Origin of the sequence: Nocardia pseudovaccinii NBRC 100343 (assembly GCF_001613225.1) — a bacterium.
Lineage (GTDB): Bacteria > Actinomycetota > Actinomycetes > Mycobacteriales > Mycobacteriaceae > Nocardia > Nocardia pseudovaccinii.
Genome location: NZ_BDBY01000273.1, coordinates 1 through 20,884, shown reverse-complemented (window position 1 = coordinate 20,884; position 20,884 = coordinate 1). Strand labels below are relative to the sequence as shown.

At 66.9% G+C, this 20,884-nt stretch carries 14 protein-coding genes; 4 read left to right on the top strand and 10 right to left on the bottom strand.

Features of this window, described 5'->3' with window-relative positions; translation table 11 throughout:
- From NP3_RS33690 to ftsY, 6 genes are all read right to left on the bottom strand, one after another.
- The coding region (locus NP3_RS33690; RefSeq protein ID WP_174566294.1) for a signal recognition particle receptor subunit alpha at positions 1–636 on the bottom strand (636 nt) is incomplete at its 3' end.
- A 93-nt stretch (positions 637–729) separates the two neighbouring features.
- Entirely contained in the window at positions 730–1,044 is a 315-nt protein-coding gene (locus NP3_RS33685; RefSeq protein ID WP_245721221.1) for a hypothetical protein, read from the bottom strand.
- 108 nt (positions 1,045–1,152) lie between these two features.
- Complete coding sequence (locus NP3_RS33680) at positions 1,153–3,609, bottom strand: [protein-PII] uridylyltransferase (protein ID WP_063045790.1); 2,457 nt, start codon at positions 3,607–3,609, stop codon at positions 1,153–1,155.
- 88 nt (positions 3,610–3,697) lie between these two features.
- Positions 3,698–4,036 (bottom strand): P-II family nitrogen regulator, encoded by a 339-nt coding sequence (locus tag NP3_RS33675; RefSeq protein ID WP_063045789.1) that lies wholly within the window; start codon positions 4,034–4,036, stop codon positions 3,698–3,700.
- 4 nt (positions 4,037–4,040) lie between these two features.
- Complete coding sequence (locus NP3_RS33670; protein WP_063045788.1) at positions 4,041–5,420, bottom strand: ammonium transporter; 1,380 nt, start codon at positions 5,418–5,420, stop codon at positions 4,041–4,043.
- Positions 5,421–5,654: 234 nt separating this feature from the next.
- Entirely contained in the window at positions 5,655–7,259 is a 1,605-nt protein-coding gene (gene ftsY, locus NP3_RS33665; protein WP_063045787.1) for a signal recognition particle-docking protein FtsY, read from the bottom strand.
- A 120-nt stretch (positions 7,260–7,379) separates the two neighbouring features.
- Here ftsY and NP3_RS33660 point away from each other — a divergent pair, with 120 nt between their 5' ends.
- Complete coding sequence (locus tag NP3_RS33660) at positions 7,380–7,769, top strand: DUF2237 family protein (protein ID WP_019048221.1); 390 nt, start codon at positions 7,380–7,382, stop codon at positions 7,767–7,769.
- A 73-nt stretch (positions 7,770–7,842) separates the two neighbouring features.
- Here the strand turns inward: NP3_RS33660 and NP3_RS33655 are convergent, their stop codons facing one another.
- Complete coding sequence (locus NP3_RS33655) at positions 7,843–8,631, bottom strand: TetR/AcrR family transcriptional regulator (RefSeq protein WP_063045786.1); 789 nt, start codon at positions 8,629–8,631, stop codon at positions 7,843–7,845.
- Between the two features lie 106 nt (positions 8,632–8,737).
- Here NP3_RS33655 and NP3_RS33650 point away from each other — a divergent pair, with 106 nt between their 5' ends.
- On the top strand, positions 8,738–9,655 hold the full coding sequence (locus NP3_RS33650; protein ID WP_063045785.1) for an NmrA family NAD(P)-binding protein: 918 nt from the start codon (positions 8,738–8,740) through the stop codon (positions 9,653–9,655).
- Positions 9,656–9,676: 21 nt separating this feature from the next.
- Here the strand turns inward: NP3_RS33650 and NP3_RS33645 are convergent, their stop codons facing one another.
- The 3 genes from NP3_RS33645 to NP3_RS33635 all read right to left on the bottom strand — a co-directional run bounded on the left by NP3_RS33645 (position 9,677) and on the right by NP3_RS33635 (position 18,315).
- A complete protein-coding gene (locus tag NP3_RS33645; RefSeq protein WP_084509367.1) occupies positions 9,677–14,074 on the bottom strand; it encodes a tetratricopeptide repeat protein in 4,398 nt (1,465 codons plus the stop codon).
- A gap of 94 nt (positions 14,075–14,168) precedes the next feature.
- Entirely contained in the window at positions 14,169–17,786 is a 3,618-nt protein-coding gene (gene smc / locus NP3_RS33640; protein ID WP_063045783.1) for a chromosome segregation protein SMC, read from the bottom strand.
- Between the two features lie 256 nt (positions 17,787–18,042).
- The gene (locus tag NP3_RS33635) at positions 18,043–18,315 is read right to left on the bottom strand and encodes a helix-turn-helix domain-containing protein (protein WP_063045782.1); all 273 of its coding nucleotides are present in this window, start codon (positions 18,313–18,315) and stop codon (positions 18,043–18,045) included.
- Between the two features lie 48 nt (positions 18,316–18,363).
- Between NP3_RS33635 and NP3_RS33630 the strand changes: the two genes are divergently transcribed.
- The gene (locus NP3_RS33630) at positions 18,364–19,587 is read left to right on the top strand and encodes a hypothetical protein (protein WP_063045781.1); all 1,224 of its coding nucleotides are present in this window, start codon (positions 18,364–18,366) and stop codon (positions 19,585–19,587) included.
- 533 nt (positions 19,588–20,120) lie between these two features.
- Positions 20,121–20,546: a DUF1707 SHOCT-like domain-containing protein gene (locus NP3_RS33625; RefSeq protein ID WP_063045780.1), complete on the top strand. Its 426-nt coding sequence runs from the start codon at positions 20,121–20,123 to the stop codon at positions 20,544–20,546.
- Positions 20,547–20,884: the final 338 nt, after the last annotated feature.

Here is a 20,884-nt window from a genome sequence, read left to right as displayed (position 1 = left end):
GGCATCGATACCGAGGCGACCGGCGGTGTCGACGATCACCACGTCGTACTGTTTGCTGCGCGCCTCCGCGACACCGGCCTCGGCCACCGCGACCGGATCGGCCGCCGAAATGCCCAGCGGATTCTCGCCGCCGCCGATGGAGGTACCGGGATGCGGCGCGAAGACGGGCGCACCCGCGCGCTCACCGACCACTTGGAGCTGGGTGACCGCGCCGGGGCGCTGCAGGTCACAGGCCACCAGCAGCGGCTGATGGCCCTGCCCCTTGAGCCATTTCGCGAGCTTGCCCGCCAGGGTGGTCTTACCGGAACCCTGCAGACCGGCGAGCATGATCACCGTCGGCGGATTCTTGGCGAGGGTCAGCCTGCGGGTTTCGCCACCGAGGATTCCGATGAGTTCCTCGTTGACGATCTTGACGACCTGCTGGGCCGGATTGAGGGCGGCGGAGACCTCCGCGCCCTTGGCCCGCTCCTTGATTTTGGCGATGAAACCGCGCACCACGGGCAGCGCGACGTCGGCTTCGAGCAGGGCGAGGCGGATCTCACGACAGGTGGCGTCGATGTCGGCCGGTGACAGACGCCCCTTACCGCGAAGATCCTTGAGGGCACCGGTAAGCCGGTCGGACAGGGATTCGAACACCGATCGCGCTCCTGATCTCGTGGGACGTCACTTGGTATCCCAGGGTAATGGGACTGCCCACCAGTTCGCGCAAGCGGTGCTCGCTTCGTGGCGTTATTCCATCGCGCGGCGGCGCGGTCTGGCGGTTTTGCGGTAGTCGTGGTTCTCCAGAGCAACCATGAAAACCGCCTCCCGACCGGTGAGGCCCAGCTCGAGGGCCAGGTCGTCGAGCATGGCCCAGCCCGTGCCGGTCGGCACATCGTGGGTGGCAACGGTCGTGGCAATCGTCATAGCGGTCACAGCCTGCTGACCGGTCAGTGTCCGGCCGGGCAGCCAGGAGACCACCCACCGATCACCGCCGACGCAGCGCGCCATATGCGTGGTCTCGTCACTCGTCATCATCGACGCCGAAACGACTTCAATTGCCACCGACCTGCTCCCCTCATGCTCGCGATAGCCAGACGCTCTGATAGTAGGGTGCGCCGGGCGCGCTGCATACGCTTTCAGCAAATCATGCGCAAATGTCAATCGCTCCGGTCAGGAGTTCGAGCTGGTACCGGGTGGTCCGACTCCCTCCGGCGGCTTCGGAGCGGGCCGCGGGACCACGGCCAGAACCGCCTTTTCGACGGTTTCGCGACGCTCCGGAATATCGACGCCGAGGTCGAGGCTGAAGGCGTCGACCACCGCGGAACCCATGGTCACCACCTTGGCCCAGCGCACATCGGCACCGCATTCGGCAAACGCCGCGGCCAGACGGCTGAGCAGGCCGATCCGGTCCTCGGCACGCAATTCGAGGACCACCTGGCCGGGAGTCGACGCCGCCGACCAGATCACCCGGGGCTGCGCCTGCGCGTACGGGCTCGGGCGAGTACCGGTGGCCTCGCGCTCCCGCTTCGCCAGCACCGCGGACAGATCCAGATCGCCCGCGCTCGCCCGGATCAGCTCCTGCCGCAGCAGTCCGCCGTCCGGCGGATCGCCGAACTTCGGGGAGACCACGAAAGTATTGATGGCCGAGCTACCTTCACTGCCGACGGTTGCCGAGAGCACCCGCAGCGAATGCAGGGCCAACACCCCGGCGGCATCCGAGAGCAGGCCCGGCGTATCGGGCGCGATCACGGTGACCGTGTAGGTGTACTTGCCCTCGCCGGGCCGCAGATCGACGTGCACGCCACCCGCCGCTGCCTTGGCCAGCAGTTCCGGTGCGATCGGCGCCGGCTCCGGCAGCTGATCCCCCGCCATGACCAAGCGGCAGCGCCGCACGAGTTCCCCGATCAGCGAGGCCTTCCAATCACCCCACACGCCGGGTCCGGTGGCCAGCGAATCGGCCTCGGCCAGGGTGTGCAGCAGTTCGAGCAGTTGCGCGTCGCCGCCGAGGGCATCGACGACGAGTCCCACGGTGTCCGGATCGGCCAGATCGCGGCGAGTCGCGGTGTCGGGCAGTAACAGATGGTGGCGCACGATGGCGCTGAGCGTGCGCACGTCCGACGGCCACAGGCCGAGACGCCGTCCGATATGGGTGGCCAGTTCGGCGCCGACAACGCTGTGGTCACCGGTACGACCCTTGCCGATATCGTGCAGCAGCGCACCGAGCATCAGCAGGTCGGGACGGGCGACGCGGGTGCTCAACGCGCTCGCATAGGCGACCGTCTCCATCAGGTGCCGGTCCACGGTCCAGGTGTGCAGGGCATCGCGCGGCGGCAGGTCGCGCACCGCACCCCATTCGGGAAGCAGCCTGCCCCACAAGCCCGTTCGGTCCAGTGCCTCGACCGCATCGATGACGCCGCGGCCCGCGCCGAGCAGGATCAACAGGTCGTTGACAGCGTCCTTGGGCCAGGGTTCGCGCAGCTCCGGCGCATCCTCGGAGAGCCGGTTCAGGGTCGTCGCGGACATCGGCAGCCCGGTCTGCGCCGACGCCGCGGCCACCCGCAGAATCAGTCCGGGATCGCGCTGCGGCCGCGCATCCCGGGCCAGCACGACCTCCCCCGCGTGTTCGACCACCCCTTCATCGAGCGGTCGACGAACCGGCATGCGACGCAGTCGCGCGAGGCCACGACGCGGTAGCGCATTGGCCGCGGTGCGCAGACCGACATCGACCGAGTAACTCACCGTCCGCGCCGAATCGCTCAGTGTGCGAGCGAGATCGAAACGATCACCGATGCGCAAGGCCGCGCCGATCTCGTCGGCATCCTGGGCGCGCAGCTGATCGCGCGCCCGGCCCGCCACCCGATGCAGCTCCGTGCGAACATCCAGCAAACGGCGCCGCGCGTGCTTTACCCCACCGCCCGGCACATCCGGCCCGAGACCCGGCATCGCATCGGTCAGCTGTGCGATGGCCAGCGCGTCGAGCAGTTGGATATCGCGCAGTCCGCCGCGCCCGTTCTTCAGATCGGGTTCGGCACGATGGGCGATCGCACCGCTGCGCTCCCATCTGGTCTCGGCCTGTTCGATCAATTCGTCGAAGCGCGAACGGATTCCGGTCCGCCACTCCCGGCGCACCCCGCCGATCAGCAGATTGCTCAACTCGATATCGCCGACGATGTGCCTGGCCTCGAGCATGCCGAGGGCCGCGATGAGATCGTCGGAGGCCACGCGCAATGCCTGCGGCACGGTGCGCACGCTGTGGTCGAGCTTGATGTGCGCGTCCCATAGCGGATACCAGAGCTGGTCGGCCACCTCGGCCACCCGCGCCGGATCGACGTCATCGTGCAGCAACACCAGGTCCAGATCGGAGTACGGCAGCATCTCCTTGCGTCCGAGTCCGCCCACCGCGACCACGGCCAGACCGCTGTCGCGGCCGATGCCGAGATCGGTGCCCTTCGTAGTCAGCCACAGTTCGAACAGATCGACCAGCGCCGAACGCAGGGATTCCGCGTCCAGACGCGGATTGCGGGGCAGTCCGCCCTCGAGCAATTGATTGCGTGCCCGGACCAGGTCGGTCGCGCCGTTGGAGACATTCTCGGTTACCTGTCTGCCGTCTTGCTCGTGACTACCCACAAACCACCGTCCATCCAAATGCGTACGGCCCCGCCCCGACCGGGCTATCCGGTGGGAGCGGGGCCGCCGCTCGATTTCGATTTTCCGTTTACAGAGCGTCGGTACCGCGTTCGCCCGTCCGCACCCGGATGATCGATTCCACCGGCGTCACCCAGACCTTGCCGTCACCGATCTTGCCGGTGCGGGATGCCTCGACGATCACCTCGACGACCCTGTCGACCGACGCATCGTCCACGACAACCTCGACCCGAACCTTCGGAACGAAATCCACCGAGTACTCGGCGCCGCGGTAGACCTCGGTGTGCCCCTTCTGGCGGCCGTAGCCCTGTACCTCGCTGACGGTCATGCCCAGCACACCAGCCTGCTCGAGCCCGGATTTGACGTCCTCGAGAGTGAACGGTTTGACGATTGCGGTGATCAGTTTCATGTCGTCATGCCTCCTTGACGGCGGTACGTGCCGTGCCACCCACAGCAGCGAAATCGTATGCCGTTTCAGCGTGCTCGGACTCGTCCATGCCCACCGACTCGGCTTCCTCGCTGGCGCGCAGCCCAATGGTGAACTTCACGATATAGGCAATGATCAGGCTCGCGATGAAGGAGAACGCAAGTACCGCACCGGCGCCGACGGCCTGACGCCACAGCTGGTCGAAACCGCCGCCGTAGAACAGGCCCGTCTTGCCCGCGCCCGCCTCCGGCGCGGCGACCAAGCCGACCATCAGGGTGCCGATGACGCCGCCGACAAGGTGCACACCCACGACATCGAGCGAGTCGTCGAAGCCGAACTTGAACTTCAGGCCGACCGCGAGCGCACAGATCGCACCGGCCACGAAGCCGATCACCAGGGCGCCGACCACGTTGACCGAGGAGCACGACGGGGTGATCGCGACCAGACCGGCCACCACACCCGAAGCCGCGCCCAGCGAGGTGGGCTTGCCGTCGCGGACCTTCTCCACCAGCAGCCATGCCAGCATCGCGGCACAGGTCGCGAGGGTGGTGGTGATGAAGGTCGAACCGGCCAGACCCCCCGAGGAAACCGCGGAACCGGCGTTGAAGCCGAACCAGCCGAACCACAGCAGACCGGCGCCGAGCATCACGAACGGCAGGTTATGCGGGCGGAAGGGAGTCTTCGGCCAGCCCTTGCGCTTGCCGAGCACCAGCACCAGCGCCAGGCCCGCCGCACCGGCATTGATATGGACCGCGGTACCACCGGCGAAGTCGACCGCGAGCAGCTTGTTCGCGATCCAGCCGCCTTCGTGCACGACATTGCCGTCGGCATCCTTGACGTCGAAGTCGAAGACCCAGTGCGCGACCGGGAAGTAGACGACCGTCGCCCAGATACCGGCGAACAGCAGCCAGGAGCCGAACTTCAAGCGGTCTGCGACCGCACCCGAGATGAGGGCAACCGTGATGATCGCGAACATCAACTGGAACGCGACGAACACGGTCGCGGGAATTGTGCCCGCGAGCGGGATGTTCACCGCGGCAGTGGTGACAGCGCCGCTCGCGTCCTTGACCTCGGCAACCGAATTGCCGCCGATCAGACCCTTGAGACCGAAGAACTGCGCCGGATCGCCGATCACGCCGAACTTGTTGTCACCGAATGCGGTCGAGTATCCGTATAGCGACCACAGCACGCCGACCAGCCCCATGGCGCTGATGCTCATCATGATCATGTTGAGCACGTTCTTGGAGCGGACCATGCCGCCGTAGAAAAACGCCAGGCCGGGCGTCATCAACAACACGAGCGCTGAACTGGCCAGCATCCAGGCGGTGTCACCGGTGTCCGGTGCACCGGTAAGGGGAAAAGCCACCTTAATGTCCTCCTCATCTCGGGCCCTGCCGACTCCGGCAATTGGACCTGCACAGAAGGGTCGCCATTCGGTGTTTCATCCGTGATGATGCTGTGTTTCACCTAAGTGAACGCGTGGGGCAGTTGTGTTGCTACCACGTTTCCTGGTGTGCACAGCCGCTTCATCGCCGGTGTGCGATGCGTGTCGGAGCAAACCGACAGCTGTTTCCGAGGGGAAGGGTTCGGTGGCGCGGAGCTAGCCGAGCAACGCGTCCACGAAGGCGCCTGGCTCGAAAGGAGCCAGGTCGTCGGCGCCCTCGCCGAGGCCGACCAGTTTCACCGGAACGCCGAGTTCGTGCTGCACCTGGAAGACGATGCCGCCCTTGGCCGTGCCGTCCAGTTTGGTGAGCACGACGCCGGTGATATCGACCACATCCGCGAAGACGCGCGCCTGCATGAGACCGTTCTGTCCGACGGTGGCATCCAAGACCAACAGGACCTCGTCGACCGCTGCCTTCTTCTCCACCACGCGCTTGACCTTGCCGAGCTCGTCCATCAAACCGGTCTTGGTGTGCAGCCGACCCGCGGTATCGATCATGACGACATCGACGCCGCCCTCGATGCCCGCGCTGACCGCGTCGAAGGCGACCGCGGCCGGATCCGCGCCCTCCTTGCCACGGACGGTGTGGGCACCGACCCGCTCACCCCAGGTCTGCAGCTGATCGGCGGCGGCGGCGCGGAAAGTATCCGCGGCGCCGAGCAGGACCCGGCGGCCGTCGGCGACGAGTACGCGGGCGAGTTTGCCGGTCGTGGTGGTCTTGCCGGTGCCGTTGACACCGACGACCAGCAGGATCGACGGATGATCGTCGTGCGGGAGCGCACGCACCGACCGGTCGAGTTCGGGACGTAGCGCATCGATCAGTACCTCGCGCAGCACGGCGCGAGCCTGTTCGGTATTGCGGACGCTGCGCGCGGCCATTTCCTTGCGCAGGCGATCCACCACCGCGGTGGTGCTCGCGGTGCCGAGATCGGCCAGGACCAGGGTGTCCTCTACCTCTTCCCAGGAATCGTCGTCGAGGTCGCCGCCGCCGAGCAGGCCGAGCAGGCTCTTGCCGACGGCATTCTGGGAGCGGGACAGGCGGCCGCGCAGGCGGACCAGGCGGCCCGCGGTCGGCTCGATTTCCTCGAGGGCAGGGGTCGTGGCCGCATCGGCGGCTCGAGGTTCGCGGGCCGTTTCTACGGAGGTTTTGTCCGAGGTCGGCGCTGGTATCGGGGCTGCGGGCGGGATTGTTTCCGCAGGTGGAACGGTCTCCGTCGGCGCGGCAGTGTCAGTAGGCGCGCCAGTCCCAGGATCCACGTGGGTGGCGGAGTCCGCGGGCGCGGCGCCATCGGCGCTGGTGGGCGGCACGGTTCCAGGTTCGGCGGTTGCCTCGTCCGACTCGACCGCGGTATCCGAATCGACCGTGGCCGTGGCGGATTCGGCCGTGGTGCCCGCGCCATCGGTTTCGACCGGTGCGGATTCCGCGGTTTCGACATCGCCCTCGGGCAGCGGCACATTGGTAATGCCACGTTTCGGTGCGTCACGCGGAATCGCCGCGTCGTCGCCGACATGGGGTTGCCCCTCGGTATCGGTTCGCTCGATCGGCGCGGGCTCCGGGCGTGTCGCGGTGGCCGTGCCGCCCTGACTGAAGTTGAAGCCACCGGAGGCCGCGTATCCGCCGGACCGGTCGGTCACTTCTTTCTCGGCGGCGGGTGGCGTCAGCGTGACGCGACGGCGCTTGTACAGGACGAATCCGGCGACAAACGCCACCACCAGCAGGGCGGCGACAGCGGCAATCAGGATCCAGGCTTCGGAGCTCACGCCGACCATCCTTGCAGAACCAGGTCATCCGCCTTACCACAGCGTCCTGGACCCGACACACAACCCCCGAGATTTCTTGTCCTGCGGAACTTCTCGCGAAGTGACAATAGTATCGGCGACGTGACCGATCGAAACGTGCTTGGGGGGCCGCTGGAAGAGTGCGGCACCGATCCTCTCACCGGCTTCTACCGGGACGGCTGCTGCAGTACCGGGCCGGAGGATCTGGGCAGCCATACCGTGTGCACCGTCGTCACGGCTGAATTTCTCGAACACCAGGCGTCCATCGGCAACGATCTGAGTACGCCGCGCCCGGAGAACAACTTCCCGGGCCTGCAGCCGGGCGACCGGTGGTGTGTGGTGGCCGTGCGCTGGTTGCACGCCCATGAGGACGGTGTCGCCGCGCCGGTGGTGCTGGCGGCCACCCATGAAAACGCCCTGGAAGTGATCTCGATGGACATCTTGCGCAAATACGCCGTCGACGTGCCGGACGATGTGAGCGACCTGCTCTAGCTCCCCCGCCCTTTTGCCGACCGTCTATGCCCGGAGCGTTCCAGGGCAGACGGTCGCCCGACATTCTGTCGTGTTATCCCAGAACGGCCGCCTCGGCCCGCGCCGCGCGGGTGGTTCGTCGGCGGTGTGCCTTCTGACGGCAGGCCGCCGAGCAGTATCGGGCCGGGCGGCCGGTGCCGGTGGGGTGGATCTCGGTGCCGCAGATCGGACAGGTTTCGTTACGAGGGCCGGTTTCGTTACTGAACTTGGCCTCCGAATCGGGTTTCGTTACGGCGATGATTCCGGGGTTCACACGCATGGCATCGAGCATGATCGCGACAGCCCGAATCATCGGCCCACCGGAGCGCTGACGTCGTTGAACCGCGACGCATCCGGTGAAAATGTCCAGCACATCGGCGATTTCGAGATCGGAGCGGACCGCGCCTCGGCGCTGCGCCGCCGTCAGCAGTGCGCCGAGCGCGTGATGAAAGCGGTCGCCCGCGCCGCGTAGCAGCGCCTTCGGCCAACCGTCATCGGACTGGACGACATCGCAGAGCGCCTGGCTGCCCGGGGCCGACATGACCACCTCGGTGCAGACCGCGAAGAACGCGGCACCCGGATCCGGCGCGTCGAGATATTCGGTGGCCAGTGTCGCGAGTCGGTCGACGCGCTGCTGCATAACCGCTTCCAGCAGATCGGTTTTCGTGGGGAAATGCCGATAGACGGTGCCCGCCCCCACCCCGGCTCTGCGGGCGACCTCGGCCAATGAGACCGAGGTGCCGTGTTCGGCGAAAGCACGTTGCGCGGCGGCCAGCACCAGCGCGCGATTGCGACGGGCATCGGCCCGCGCGGAAGACGCCGGAGTGGACAGCGAAGCAGACATTTCGTTACGGCCTTCCGTTCCTGGACCTGGCCAAGCGGGTGGCCACACTCATATCGTGCCGAATACGGGTTATCCGACCCGATTATATCGAGCAGAGAAGGCGAGCATGTCCCTTCAGCAGAACCCCATCCTGGTCACCGGCGCGACCGGCAAGCAGGGCGGCGCGACCGCGCGCCGACTGCTGGCCGACGGTATCGCGGTGCGTGCGCTGGTCCGCGATCCGCAGACGCCCGCGGCTCGCGCATTGGCCGACGCCGGTGCGGAATTGGTGACCGGTGACTTCGACACTCCCGCAACACTGGACACCGCCGTCGCCGGAGCGCGCGGTGTATTCCTCGTGCCACCAGCCGCTTTCGGACCGAACGGCTGGCAGGCGGAATTGGAAGCCACCCGCGGCGTCGTGGCGATCGACGCGGCCAAGCGTGCGGGGGTCGAACAGATCGTCTTCACCGGTGTTGCTTCGATGACCGATGACGCCGCCTGGGGCCAGGCCGGAAAACGCGGCATCGAGGCTGCAGCCGCTGCCAGCGGTATGCGCTACACCCTGTTGCGTCCAGTGCGCTTCATGGAGAACTACATCATGCGCGGCAGTCCGGTGGACGGCATCATCGACGGCGTGCACAAGCATCTGTTCCCAGCGGAGTGGCCGCTGCAGATGATCGCGATCGATGATATCGCGGCCTTCGCCGCACTGGCCTTCGCCGACCCGGATCGCTTCCACGGCCGAACCCTCGAATTGGCCGGTGACGCGATAACTCCCGTCGCGGCCCTTGCGGCGATCACCAGGGCCACCGGATATCCGGTGCGCTATCACGAGGTCACCGAGGCCGAAGCGGATGCCATCGGCGAACAGATCGGCAACACCTGGCGGCTGCTGCGCAAGTCCGCGGGCTGGCACGCCGACATCCCCGCGCTTCGGGAAATCTACCCCGCCCTCACCACCCTCGAATCCTGGCTCTCCACAACCGGTGCCGCCAAGATCAAGGCACAACAGGACAGCGACCGCCGCGCCGCCGCGCACTGACCGGAGTCCTCGGGATCCGCACTAGTGCGGATCCCGAGGAGACGGTGCAGGCTTTCCATTGGGGCAGGCGGCTCGGGTTCGACGGGTATCGGGGTGGTCGGGACCCAGAACACGAAGCTGGTCCGCCAGGAGTTCCGCGTATTCGGTCGCGGCAGTTACGGTGTCGCCCGCGGAGCCACGGGCGTGCGCCAAGTGGAAGCGGGTGCTGAGGGTACGCGGATGGGACCGGCCGAATATTCGATATTCGTCGGTGAGCAATTGCTCGAAATCGCGCACGGCGGATTGCGGATCACCGGATTCACAACGCCAGCGGGCCAATTCATTTCGGTTCAACAGCGTATCCGGATGATCATCGCCGAGCACTCGGACGCGATCGGTGAGCAGCAGCTCGAGACGCTCGACCGCGATGGCCGGATCACCTTGCGCACCAAGCCAACACGCCATGTCGTGGCGGGTGCGGAAGGTGTTGGGGTGTTCCGGTCCGTGCACCCGGATGCGATTCACGAACACGTACTCGAATTCGGAAAGGGCCGTGGCGATATCGCCGCTCTCGGCCCGATAGTGTGCGAGATTCGCACGGGTGCGCAGGGTGTCGGGGTGGTCCGGTCCGAGTACGCGCTCCCGGTCGACGAGCAGATGCTCGAATTCGATGACCGCCGCGGCCGGATCACCGCTTTCACCGCGCCAGTAGGCGAGGTTGTGCAGGGTCGTCAGCGTGTCGTGGTGGTCGGCGCCGAGAATGCGCCGCCGGTCGTCCAGCAGTTCCTCGTATTCGGCTATGGCGGTGGCGTATTGGCCCGCCTCACCGCGCCACTTCGCCAGATTGTGCCGGGTGCGCAATGTATCGGGATGGTCGGGACCGAGAATACGCAGCCGCAGTGGTAGCAGTTCCTCGAGTTCGGCGAGCGCGACAGCGGTATTGCCGCTCTCACCGCGCCAGAGCGCGAGGCGGTGCCAGGTGTGCAGGGTTTCCGGATGCAAGGGTCCGAGCACTTTGCGCTCGTCGTCGAGCAGTTGTTCGTATTCGGTGACGGCCGCGCCGATCTGGCCGCTCTGGCCGAGGAAGAATGCGAGACAGTGACGGGTACTGAGGGTTTCTGGGTGCTCCGGGCCGAGGATGGCCAGTTGATCGCGCAGCAGCAGCCGGTAGTCGGCGACGGCCGCTGCCGGGTCACCGCTCTCCCCGCGCCAGTAGGCGACCGCGTGACGGGTGCGCAAGGTGTCGGGATGATCGATCGGCAAAACCCGCTGCCGGTCGGCCAGCAGCTGCTGGTACTCCAGCACCGCGGTGGCCGGATTGCCGCTCTCCCCACGCCAGAAGGCAAGTTCGTGGCGTGTGCGCAGGGTATGCGGGTTATCGGGGCCGAGGACCCGGATCCTGGCCGGGAGCACCTGCTCGAATTCGGCGACGGCGGTGAGGTAGTGACCGATTTCGCCATACAGGTGGGCGATGTTGTGGCGTGACTTCAGGGTGAGCGGCTGATCCAGGCCGAGGATGCGGCGCTCGTCCTCTATCAGCTGCCGGAATTCGCCGATGGCCCGGTGGTGTTCGCCGCTTTCGCCGAGCCAAAAGGCAATGCTGTTGCGAGTGCGCAGCGTATGCGGATGTTCCGGACCGAGAATGCGGGTCCGATCGGTCAGCAGCTGCTGGAATTCGGCGATGGCGGTGGCGTGGTCGCCGCTCACACCGCGCCAGCGGGCAATATCGTTGCGAGTGATCAGGGTATGCGGATGATCGGGACCGAGCACCCGATCCTGTTCCGCGAGCAGCTGCTGGAATTCGGCAATGGCGCGCATGTGATCGCCGCTCTCGGCATGCAATTCGGTCAGGTGATGGCGGGTCTTGAAGAAGGCCGGATCGGCCGTGCCGGAAATGCGTTGCTGATCGACGAGCAGTTGGTGCAGCTCGATAATGGCGGCATCCAGGTCGCCGCTCTCACCGCGCCAGTACGCGAGTTCATAACGGGCGGTGAGCGTGTCGGGATGATCCGGTCCGAGGACGCGCAGCCGGTCGGCGATCAACTGCTGGAAATCCGTGATGGCCTGTGCGGTTTCGCCCTGCTCGCCACGAAAATGCGCAAGATCACCCCGGGTGCGCAGCGTCGCCGGGTCGTCGACGCCCAACAGCCGGGTCCGGTCGGCGACCAACTGCTCGAATTCGGCTACGGCGGTGCGAAAATCACCGCTTTCGCCATGCCAGCGGGCAAGGTTGGTGCGAATGGTGAGGGTGCCCGGATCGTCCGCACCGAGCGCGCGCAGCCGTTCGGCGAGTAGCCCTTGGTGCTCGGTGATGGCGGTGGCCAGATCGCCGCTTTCCCCGCGCCAGAAGGCGAGGTTATTGCGGGCGGTGAGAGTGTCGGAGTGATCGGGGCCGACCGCGGATTCGAACGACGGTATCCACGCGGCCCACAGATCACGATTATCCGCTGCTCGCGGGGTGTTCAACCGTTCCAGAAAAGCCATCGCGGCAGCCGAATCGCCGTAGCCGAGATAGTGGCGCACCGCCGATCGCCGCGCGTAGTCGGTGATCTGTGGTGCGGGTGTCGACGAGCCCGCATCCGAGTCGATCGCCTCGGCCAGCGCCCGATGCGCATCGCGACGCCACTGCGGCTGCCCGGCGACCATCAGGGAGCGCCGAAAGGCGTTGTGCGCCAATCCCAGCGTTTCGCCTCCGGTGCCGGGTCGGCCGCGGCTGACCAACACTCCCAACCGGACGACCAGATCGCGAATCCGGTTGGTGCTCAACTCGATTCCGAGGAATTCCAGACCGCGTTCGAGCAGCTCGAGCGGCAGCACCGGCCCGGCACCGGCGGCAACCAGAATGCCGAGCAATGCGTATACCGCTGCGCCCGTGGCGGAATCGGTGTTGTCGACGACATCACGGACCCGTCGCGACACCAGAGTATCGATGCCGATTCCCCGCTCCAGATCGGAAGCGGTTATATCGGAACGGATTTCCATCAGCAGCCGCGCCAGCAGCCAACCGCCCGTCGGCGTCTGCTGCAGCAGACCGTCGATCCATTCGCGCCAATTCGTATGCGCGGTATGGCCGCGTGCCGCCGCGACGGTATTGGCGATATCCGGAGTCGTCGGCGCGGGCAGTTCGATGCGGCGCATATGGGCGAGTCGCGGCGAATTCTCGATGCCGGTGCCCTCACGGATCCCGACGATCAGATGGACGTGCGCGAGCTCCGGGCGACGGGTCAGCTCGGCGACCGCGTACGACAGCAGCGTACGGCTGCCGCGCTTGGGCTGATCGAGTCCGTCGACCAGAATGTGCACCGGCTTCGAGCTGCGCAGCCTGGCCAGCGGCTGCAGAATCCTGATCTCGAACAGATCGAGCCCACGACTGTCCTGCTCGGCCAGATCGAATTCGACCATGCGCGTCGCGGCCTTGAAACCGTCCAGCCTGCTGCCCAGCTGCTGGGCCAGCTCGGCGGTGAACGATTCCATGGAGCTGGTGACGTCAAGAAATATGGCGGCCGTGACGTATTCGGCCTTGATCGGCAGCGTATCCACCCAGCCCGGGCGGATCAGCGTGGCGAGCAGCGTCGATTTACCGCAGCCCGCCGGACCGAGCACACCGCGCAGCCGTTCCTCGCCGGAGTCGACCACCTGGGTCAGCCGCTCCCGCAATGGCTCCGAAATGACCAGACCGTTGATCAACTGGTCGATGAAACCGGCCGCGGCGGTGCCGCTGACCGCGTCCTCGCGGCGGGCGGCATTGGGCACCAGCCAGAGCCCGGGATCGCTACTGGCTGTGCGGATTCCGGAGGTGAAGGAGAACGACTGCGGCTCCAGCGCGGGGCACTGGCGCAGCGGCTGCACCAGATCCGAGGGCAGCAGGCTTTCACCGCCGTGCGGTACCCCTTTGCCGAAGGTGGTGATGATCGTCCTGGTGAAACAGCCGAAATAGGCGGGTCCGTTGCCGGTGGCGACCAGCAGTTCGACCCGCCCGTTCGGGCCGGAGGCCTCCGGCCAGCGCCGGGCGGCGCCGCGCACCCCCTCCCCCGTCTCGCAGGCGTCGATCAAGACGATCAATCCGTCCAGCGTCGCGGCACTGTTCAGTCGCTCCTGGATTTCCTGCGTCAGGTGAAAGGCGTTGCGCAGCTTGGGCAGCTGCGGTGAGTCACGGGCGAGCAGGTAGAAGTTCTCCGCGGCGGTGGTCATGCCGTGGCCGACGAAGCTGATCAGCAGTGTCGCTTGCCGATTCGACGCGGTGTCGAAGGCTTCGTCTACCGCGCAGACCAATTCGTCGATCGTCGGATCGAGCAGCGGGCCGTCGGTGCCGGTGGCCGGTTGCCAGCCACCGAGTTCGCGCAGTTCGGTGTAGAGGCCGGTCGCGAGGTCGTCGGTGAAACCCAACCTGGGCAGCGCTGTGCACTCCGAGCCGACTACCAGCGCCACCCTCCCGCCCATATTTCGCAACGTACTCGGCGGGCGTCGGCGTCGGGCAACAACGCGGAATCGAAAAGGCCACGATCACAAAGGGGATCGTGCAGGGGCCTTACCTTCAGCTGGCCGCGCCGACCGGAGTCAGGGTCTCTCCGCGCAGCCGCTGACTGATCACCTGGGTGATGCCGTCACCGCGCATGCTGACGCCGTAGAGGGCGTCGGCGATCTCCATGGTCGGCTTCTGGTGGGTGATGACGATCAGCTGACTCTTCTCCCGCAGCTGCTCGAACAGACCGATGAGGCGGCGCAGGTTGGTGTCGTCGAGCGCGGCCTCGACCTCGTCCATCACATAGAACGGCGAGGGGCGGGCGCGGAAGATGGCCACCAGCAGGGCAACGGCGGTCAGCGATTTCTCACCACCGGACAGCAGCGACAGTCGCTTGACCTTCTTGCCGGGCGGGCGGGCCTCCACCTCGATACCGGTGGTCAGCATGTCCGACGGGTCGGTGAGCACCAGCCTGCCCTCGCCGCCCGGAAACAGCTTCGCGAAAACGCCGACGAATTCGCGCTCGACGTCCTCGTAGGCCTCGGTGAAGACCTGCAGGATGCGCGCGTCCACCTCGGCGACCACTTCCAGCAGATCCTTGCGCGCACTCTTGACGTCCTCGAGCTGAGTGGCGAGGAAGTTGTAGCGCTCCTCGAGCGCCGCGAACTCTTCCAGCGCAAGGGGATTCACCTTGCCGAGGGTGGCGAGGTCCTTCTCGGCGCGCTTGGCGCGGCGCTCCTGGGACTTGCGGTCGAACGGCATCGGCGCGGGCGCGGTGACCTGCTCGCCGCGCTCCTTGGCCTGCTCGTACTCCTGCCACTCCAGATCCGATGGCGGCATCGGCACATCCGGACCGTATTCGGCGATCAGATCGGCCAGTGCGATGCCGAATTGTTCGGCGATGGTCGCCTCGATCTGCTCGATGCGCAGTGCCGCTTGGGCTTTGGCGACCTCGTCGCGGTGCACGGCGTCGGTGAGTTGGGCCAGCTGGGTGGTCAGCGCGCGGACCCGCTCCTTGATCTGCTCGACCTGGGTGGCGCATTCGGTGCGGCGGCGCACGAGTTCGTCACGGCGCGCACCCGCTTGCGCCACAACGGATTCCAGCTCTGCGGCGACCTTGGCGCCGGATTCGGCAACGGCGGCGGCGACTTCGGCGGCCTGCCTGCGCGCGGCCTGCGCGCGTTCGGCGCGAGCCCTCGTCTCGCGTTCGGCGCGGGCGGCCCGACGCAGCGAATCCGCTTTGCCGCGAACCGATTCCGCGCGTTCCTCGGAGGTGCGCACAGCCAGGCGGGCCTCGACTTCCATGGACCGCGCCTCGGCCAGCGCGGCGGCGGCTTCCTCGCGGTCGCGGCCTGCGGATTCGGTGCCCGCCGCGCCCATGCCGTCGTCGTCGACCTCGGATTCGAGTTCGGTGCGGCGCAGCCGCTCTTCGAGATCGGCCAGCGCCGCCAGCGCCTCTTCCCGACCCGACTCGGTTTCCGCGCGCTGGCCGGTGAGCCGGTCGATATCGGATTGGGCGGTGCGCGCCACCTCGCCGAGCCTGCCCAGACGGTCGTAGATCACGACCAGGGCCTGATCCGATTCGTGCAGTGCGAGCAGTGCCTGGTCGACGGCATCCTTGCGGTCGGCTTGTTCGGCGAGTGCACCGGACAGGGCCGCCTCCAGTTCTTCGGCGCGACGTTGCGCGGCGACCAGATCGGCCTTGGCGGTATCGATGTCGGCCTGGATCTCCAGCTGACTCGGTGCGCGATCGGATCCGCCGAGCACCCAACCGGTTCCGGTGAGATCGCCGTCTCGGGTGACCGCCCGCAGTTCCGGCCGTTCCCGGACCAGCTCGGTGGCGGCGGCGAGATCGTCGACCACGGCGACACCTGCGGTCAGCGCGGCAATGGCGCCGCGCACGTTGTCCGGTCCGTCGACCACGTCGACCAGCCAGCGCGCTCCGCCGGGCAACCCGCCGTCGGACGTGATCGGCGCGGCCGCGGCATCGAAGACCAGCGCGGCACGACCACCGTCGGCTTCCTTCAAGGCCCGCACCGCGGCGTGTGCGGAATCTCCGGTATCAGCGGCGACGGCGTCGGCGAGCGGACCGAGGGTCGCGGCGACCGCGGCCTCGAAACCACCGTGCACCCGGATCAGCCCGGAGAGCGGACCGAGCAGGCCCTGCGCGCGATTCTCGACCAGCCAGGCCGCGCCGTCTCTGCGCGCCAAACCCATACCCAATGCTTCGATGCGGGCGCTCAGCGAGGCAACCCGTTTGCTGGCGTCGCGATCCTGCTCGCGCAGTTCCGTGACGCGCTGATCGGCCAGTGCGAGGGCCTGCACCGCATGCTCGTGCTGGGCGTCCAGGCCGGTCTCACCGGCCTCTAGTTCACCGAGTTCGCCTTGGACCGTATCGAATTCGGCCTGGGCCGCCTCACCGCGCAGGCGGGCCTCGCCGATCGCGACCGTGAGCCGGGTGATCTCCGCATCCACCGACTGCGATCGGGTGCGCAAAGTTTCGACCTGACCGGACAGCCGGGCCAGCCCCTCACGACGGTCCGCGATGGCGCGCACCGCGGCCAGATGCGCCTGCTCGGCGGCCTTCGCGGCCTGCTCACGTTCGGCGAGCGCCTCGCGCGCGGCCTCCAGGGTTTCGGCCGCGATCTCGACTGCCTCGCGCAGTTCGGCTTCCTCGGCCTCCACGCGTTCGGCCTCGGCCTCGAGTTGCTCCGGATCGCGGCCGCTGCCGACGGGCATTTCGGTGTGCAGGTTGCGGGCTCGGTCGCCCGCGATTCGGATGGTGGCATTGACGCGCTCGGCCAGCGCGGACAGCTGGAACCAGATCTGCGCGGCGGCCTCGGCGCTCGGCGTCAGCCGGGACAGCTGGAATTCCTGCTGTGCCAGAGCGGCATTCGCGGCATCGAGTTCGGTCTGCACCGTGATCTGCTGTTCGCGCGCGTAGGCCTCTTTGCTCTGCTGACTCTCCAGTTCATTGCGCCTGGTGACCAGGTCGTCGGCGGCCAGGCGCAGGCGCGCGTCGCGCAGGTCGGCCTGGACGGTCTGAGCGCGGCGAGCCACCTCGGCCTGTCTGCCGAGCGGTTTGAGCTGGCGGCGCAGTTCGGTGGTGAGGTCGGTGAGGCGGGCGAGGTTGGCCTGCATCGCCTCCAGTTTGCGGACCGCCTTCTCCTTGCGCTTGCGGTGCTTGAGCACACCGGCGGCCTCTTCGACGAAGGCGCGGCGGTCCTCTGGACGCGATTCCAGGATGGCCGAGAGTTGCCCCTGTCCGACGATGACGTGCATTTCCCGGCCGATGCCGGAGTCGCTGAGCAGTTCCTGCACATCCATCAGGCGGCAGGAGCTGCCGTTGATCTCGTATTCACCCGCGCCGTCGCGGAACATGCGCCGGGTGATGGAGACCTCGGCGTAGTCGATCGGCAGCGCACCGTCGGAGTTGTCGATGGTCAGCGTGACCTCGGCGCGACCCAGCGGCGCGCGTCCGGAGGTACCGGCGAAGATGACGTCCTGCATCTTGCCGCCGCGCAGCGCCTTCGCACCCTGTTCGCCCATCACCCAGGTGAGCGCATCGACGACATTGGATTTGCCCGAGCCGTTCGGGCCGACCACACAGGTGATGCCCGGCTCGAAACGCAAGGTCGTCGCGGACGCGAAGGACTTGAAACCCTTCAACGTCAGACTCTTCAGGTGCAAATTCGACGACCCTTCCCTGCGCGGTGGTCGGACAATTCGTCGTCCACTCGGGGCGACCAGCCATGGTATCCGTCTGACAACGGTTACCCCGTAAGCGGGCGGATACCTCCGTAGGTTATCGACTCGGCGCCCGATGTCCCGCATTTCCGTGTGCTCCACATTTGCTGGCCGCGCGTCAGTTTCGCACCCCTTGTCGGTGTTCGCACCTCGGGCGTTCTGGGTGTGGTGACAGGGTATGACTCGTGCGCAGGTGGAACTATGCGGAGAAGTCGGAGGGCTCGTCGAAGCCGAGTTGTTCGGCGGCCTCGGCGACCGAGCCAGGTGTGTGGGTCAGCAACCGATTGGCCTCCAGGACGATTCGCTCACAGATGAGTTCTTTGGCGCTGACGCCCGCGTTCTGCCTGGCCAGGCGGTTGAGCGTGCGGGTGAAGCGGCCGAGGCTGCCGCGTTCGTCGACTTGGCGCGCGCACTCCGACTCCCCAGACTGACCGGTTTGTGCTTGCGGTATCGCCGGGCTGCCGCGGCGCATACGATCCAGTCTGATTCGCCAGCGGACCGCAGTTCGGGAGTGCAGAGCATGTCGGACAAGACCAGCAGCGTGCTCGGTCTAGTCCGCCATGCGACGACGCTGCGGCTGACGCGCATCGGGACGCTGGTCGTGGGGAGCTTGGTTTTTCTGTACGCCTGCGAGGTCAGCCGGAAGAGCGATCTGTCCGATGTCTGGGTGCAGGTCGCCTTCGCCGCTGGACTCGCGCTCACCGGCCTCACGACCGCCTGGTTCGAGATAAAGGCCGCTGACCACGCCGCCACCCGCGCCCGCACCGATATCCGCGGTTTCCTCATCGAATCCGGCGACATCTCGGTGCGGGCCCGCATCACTCGCTCCGGCGATCTCGTATTCCACGGCCACGACACCGGCGGTACCTATCCGGCCTATGAATGGGACTGGGCCTTTCGCGCCACCACCTTCCCCGACATCCGCTCCGCCCTCGGCGGTGGCAAGGGCGACCTGCTCGACCTTCTCGAACACACGATCCCCGACCTGGACCGCCAAGACCGGTACGACCCCGGCGCCTGGCTGCACAACCGGGGCATCCCCGCCGCCTTCCGCGAACGCGGCGACACTTCCCACCGCATCACCCGCGAGCTGCCGGTGGTCGAGCCCGAAGGCCCCCAACGCGAATCATCCCGTGAATCCATTGGGGCACAAAGGCTATCGAGCAAGCGCCACAATCCGGTAGACCAGCCCCGCCCCAGCCGCTCGAGCCGCCGCGAACCACCCGGCCAGGACACCCCAGCACCCACCCGCCGCCGGGCCTCGGACTCCCCCGATCCTCGGAACTCAGCGAACCGCTACGACGAACCACCAACCCGACGCCGGGACCAGCCGTCGAACACGCGCCGAAGAGCGAACGATCGATGGGAGGCGGAGTCGGACCCCTATGCGGATAGAACAGCGGGTGAACACCGGGACGAACCGTCCGCCAGCCGAGGCACACTGCCTAACCAACGTCGCGCCGAGTCGCCCCGCGACGAACTCGGCGCACCGAGGGGCGGCCGCGGAACCCCTGCCGCCCCACGGTGGCCGGAGCCGTCGAGTGATCGCTGGAACGAACCGCCAGCGACCCGCCATAGGGAGCAAGTGGACTACCGCCAGCCCACCGGTCGGCCCGGGGACGAAGGTTCCGGCGCACACCGGCACGTGCTATCCGGCGCGCACCCCAGCGAATCGCCTCGTCGGCGGCGCGAACCGCAGCGGCGGCAGGACGAGTCACCTGACCGACGTCACCGCAGGTCATAGGCGAACAGCCGACACCTGACAGTCCCAAAACGAGCTAGGCGTATCCGGACTGCGCCGGGACCCCGCGGATCTACGGCAGTCCGAGCTGTCGCCGGAGCAAACCCGTCGGCACGCGCGATCCCGCGCACATCCCGGCGAACCGCATTGGCGGAGCGGGCGAAAACAACTGGCGCAGTGGTGAACCCGGCACCGCTCCGACATCACCGAGGTCATCGGCCGTGTGGCAGTTGACGCACTGTACAGCCCATCTCATCGCGGCATAGCCAATCTCATCGCGGCGGCGACAGCCCCGCCTCCAGCACTCATCGGTGCTGAGGCAACTGACCGTGCAGACCAGGCGTCTCTGCAGGTCATCGGCCGAACACATTGCAGAGTGCGTCCAGGCCACGGCAGCGGCCGGAGTCTCGTACCCGTCGGTGATCGGGCCAGCACAATCGCCACCTCACCCGAACGCTTGACATTCCACATTGGAGGGTGCATCCTTAATTTCACCTTCCAATGTGGAATATTGAACCAGCCGTTAGGAACTGGACATGGAAATCTCGCCTGGTACTCGGGCCTCCGATGCGGAGCGCGAGAAGGTTGTACGGCTGCTCGGACGGCACATGGCGGACGGCCGGATCGACCTTGCCGAATACGATCAGCGCGTCGCCCGCGTCTATGAGACCGGCGTTCGCGACGATCTGCAGCTGGTCATGTCGGATCTGCCGAAGTTGCCGAAAGAGTCTGCCGTACAGAAGAATTCGATGAATCGCTTCCCGATCTGGCAGCAGATCGAAGGCACCTCGTGGCTCGGAGTGAGCGTGCTGGTGCTCACCATCTGGGCCGCGATCTCGATCAGCGTCGGAGAATTCACCTACCCGTGGCCGATCTGGGTCATCGGCCCGTGGGGCGCCGTACTCGCCTTCCGCATGCTGGCCGGTTTCGAATCGGGCCGATTCGGACGCCACACCAACTGACACCCGTCACGTCAGCGATCGAGCCTGGAACCAAGGCTGGATCACTGACCAACCGCCCCTCCCTCACCCCCGGACATTCACTCACCCCCACCTGATATTTCGACATACGCAGGCCAACACCAAGAACCCCTCTCCGCCAAAGCATTGTCGACGCGAGCTGTGGGCAGTCGGGATCGGTGGTGCGGTACGCAGGGAAGGTTATGGTGGGGTCACGGAACTGGACCCTTGATCACCATGTGCTGGTGGCGGGAAACGTCGAGAGGGCCGCTCCACCAGTACATTCTCGACGCCAGCTGGCGCGGGTTGGGGGCGCGGGAAGGGGTGGCGGGGGTGTGGGA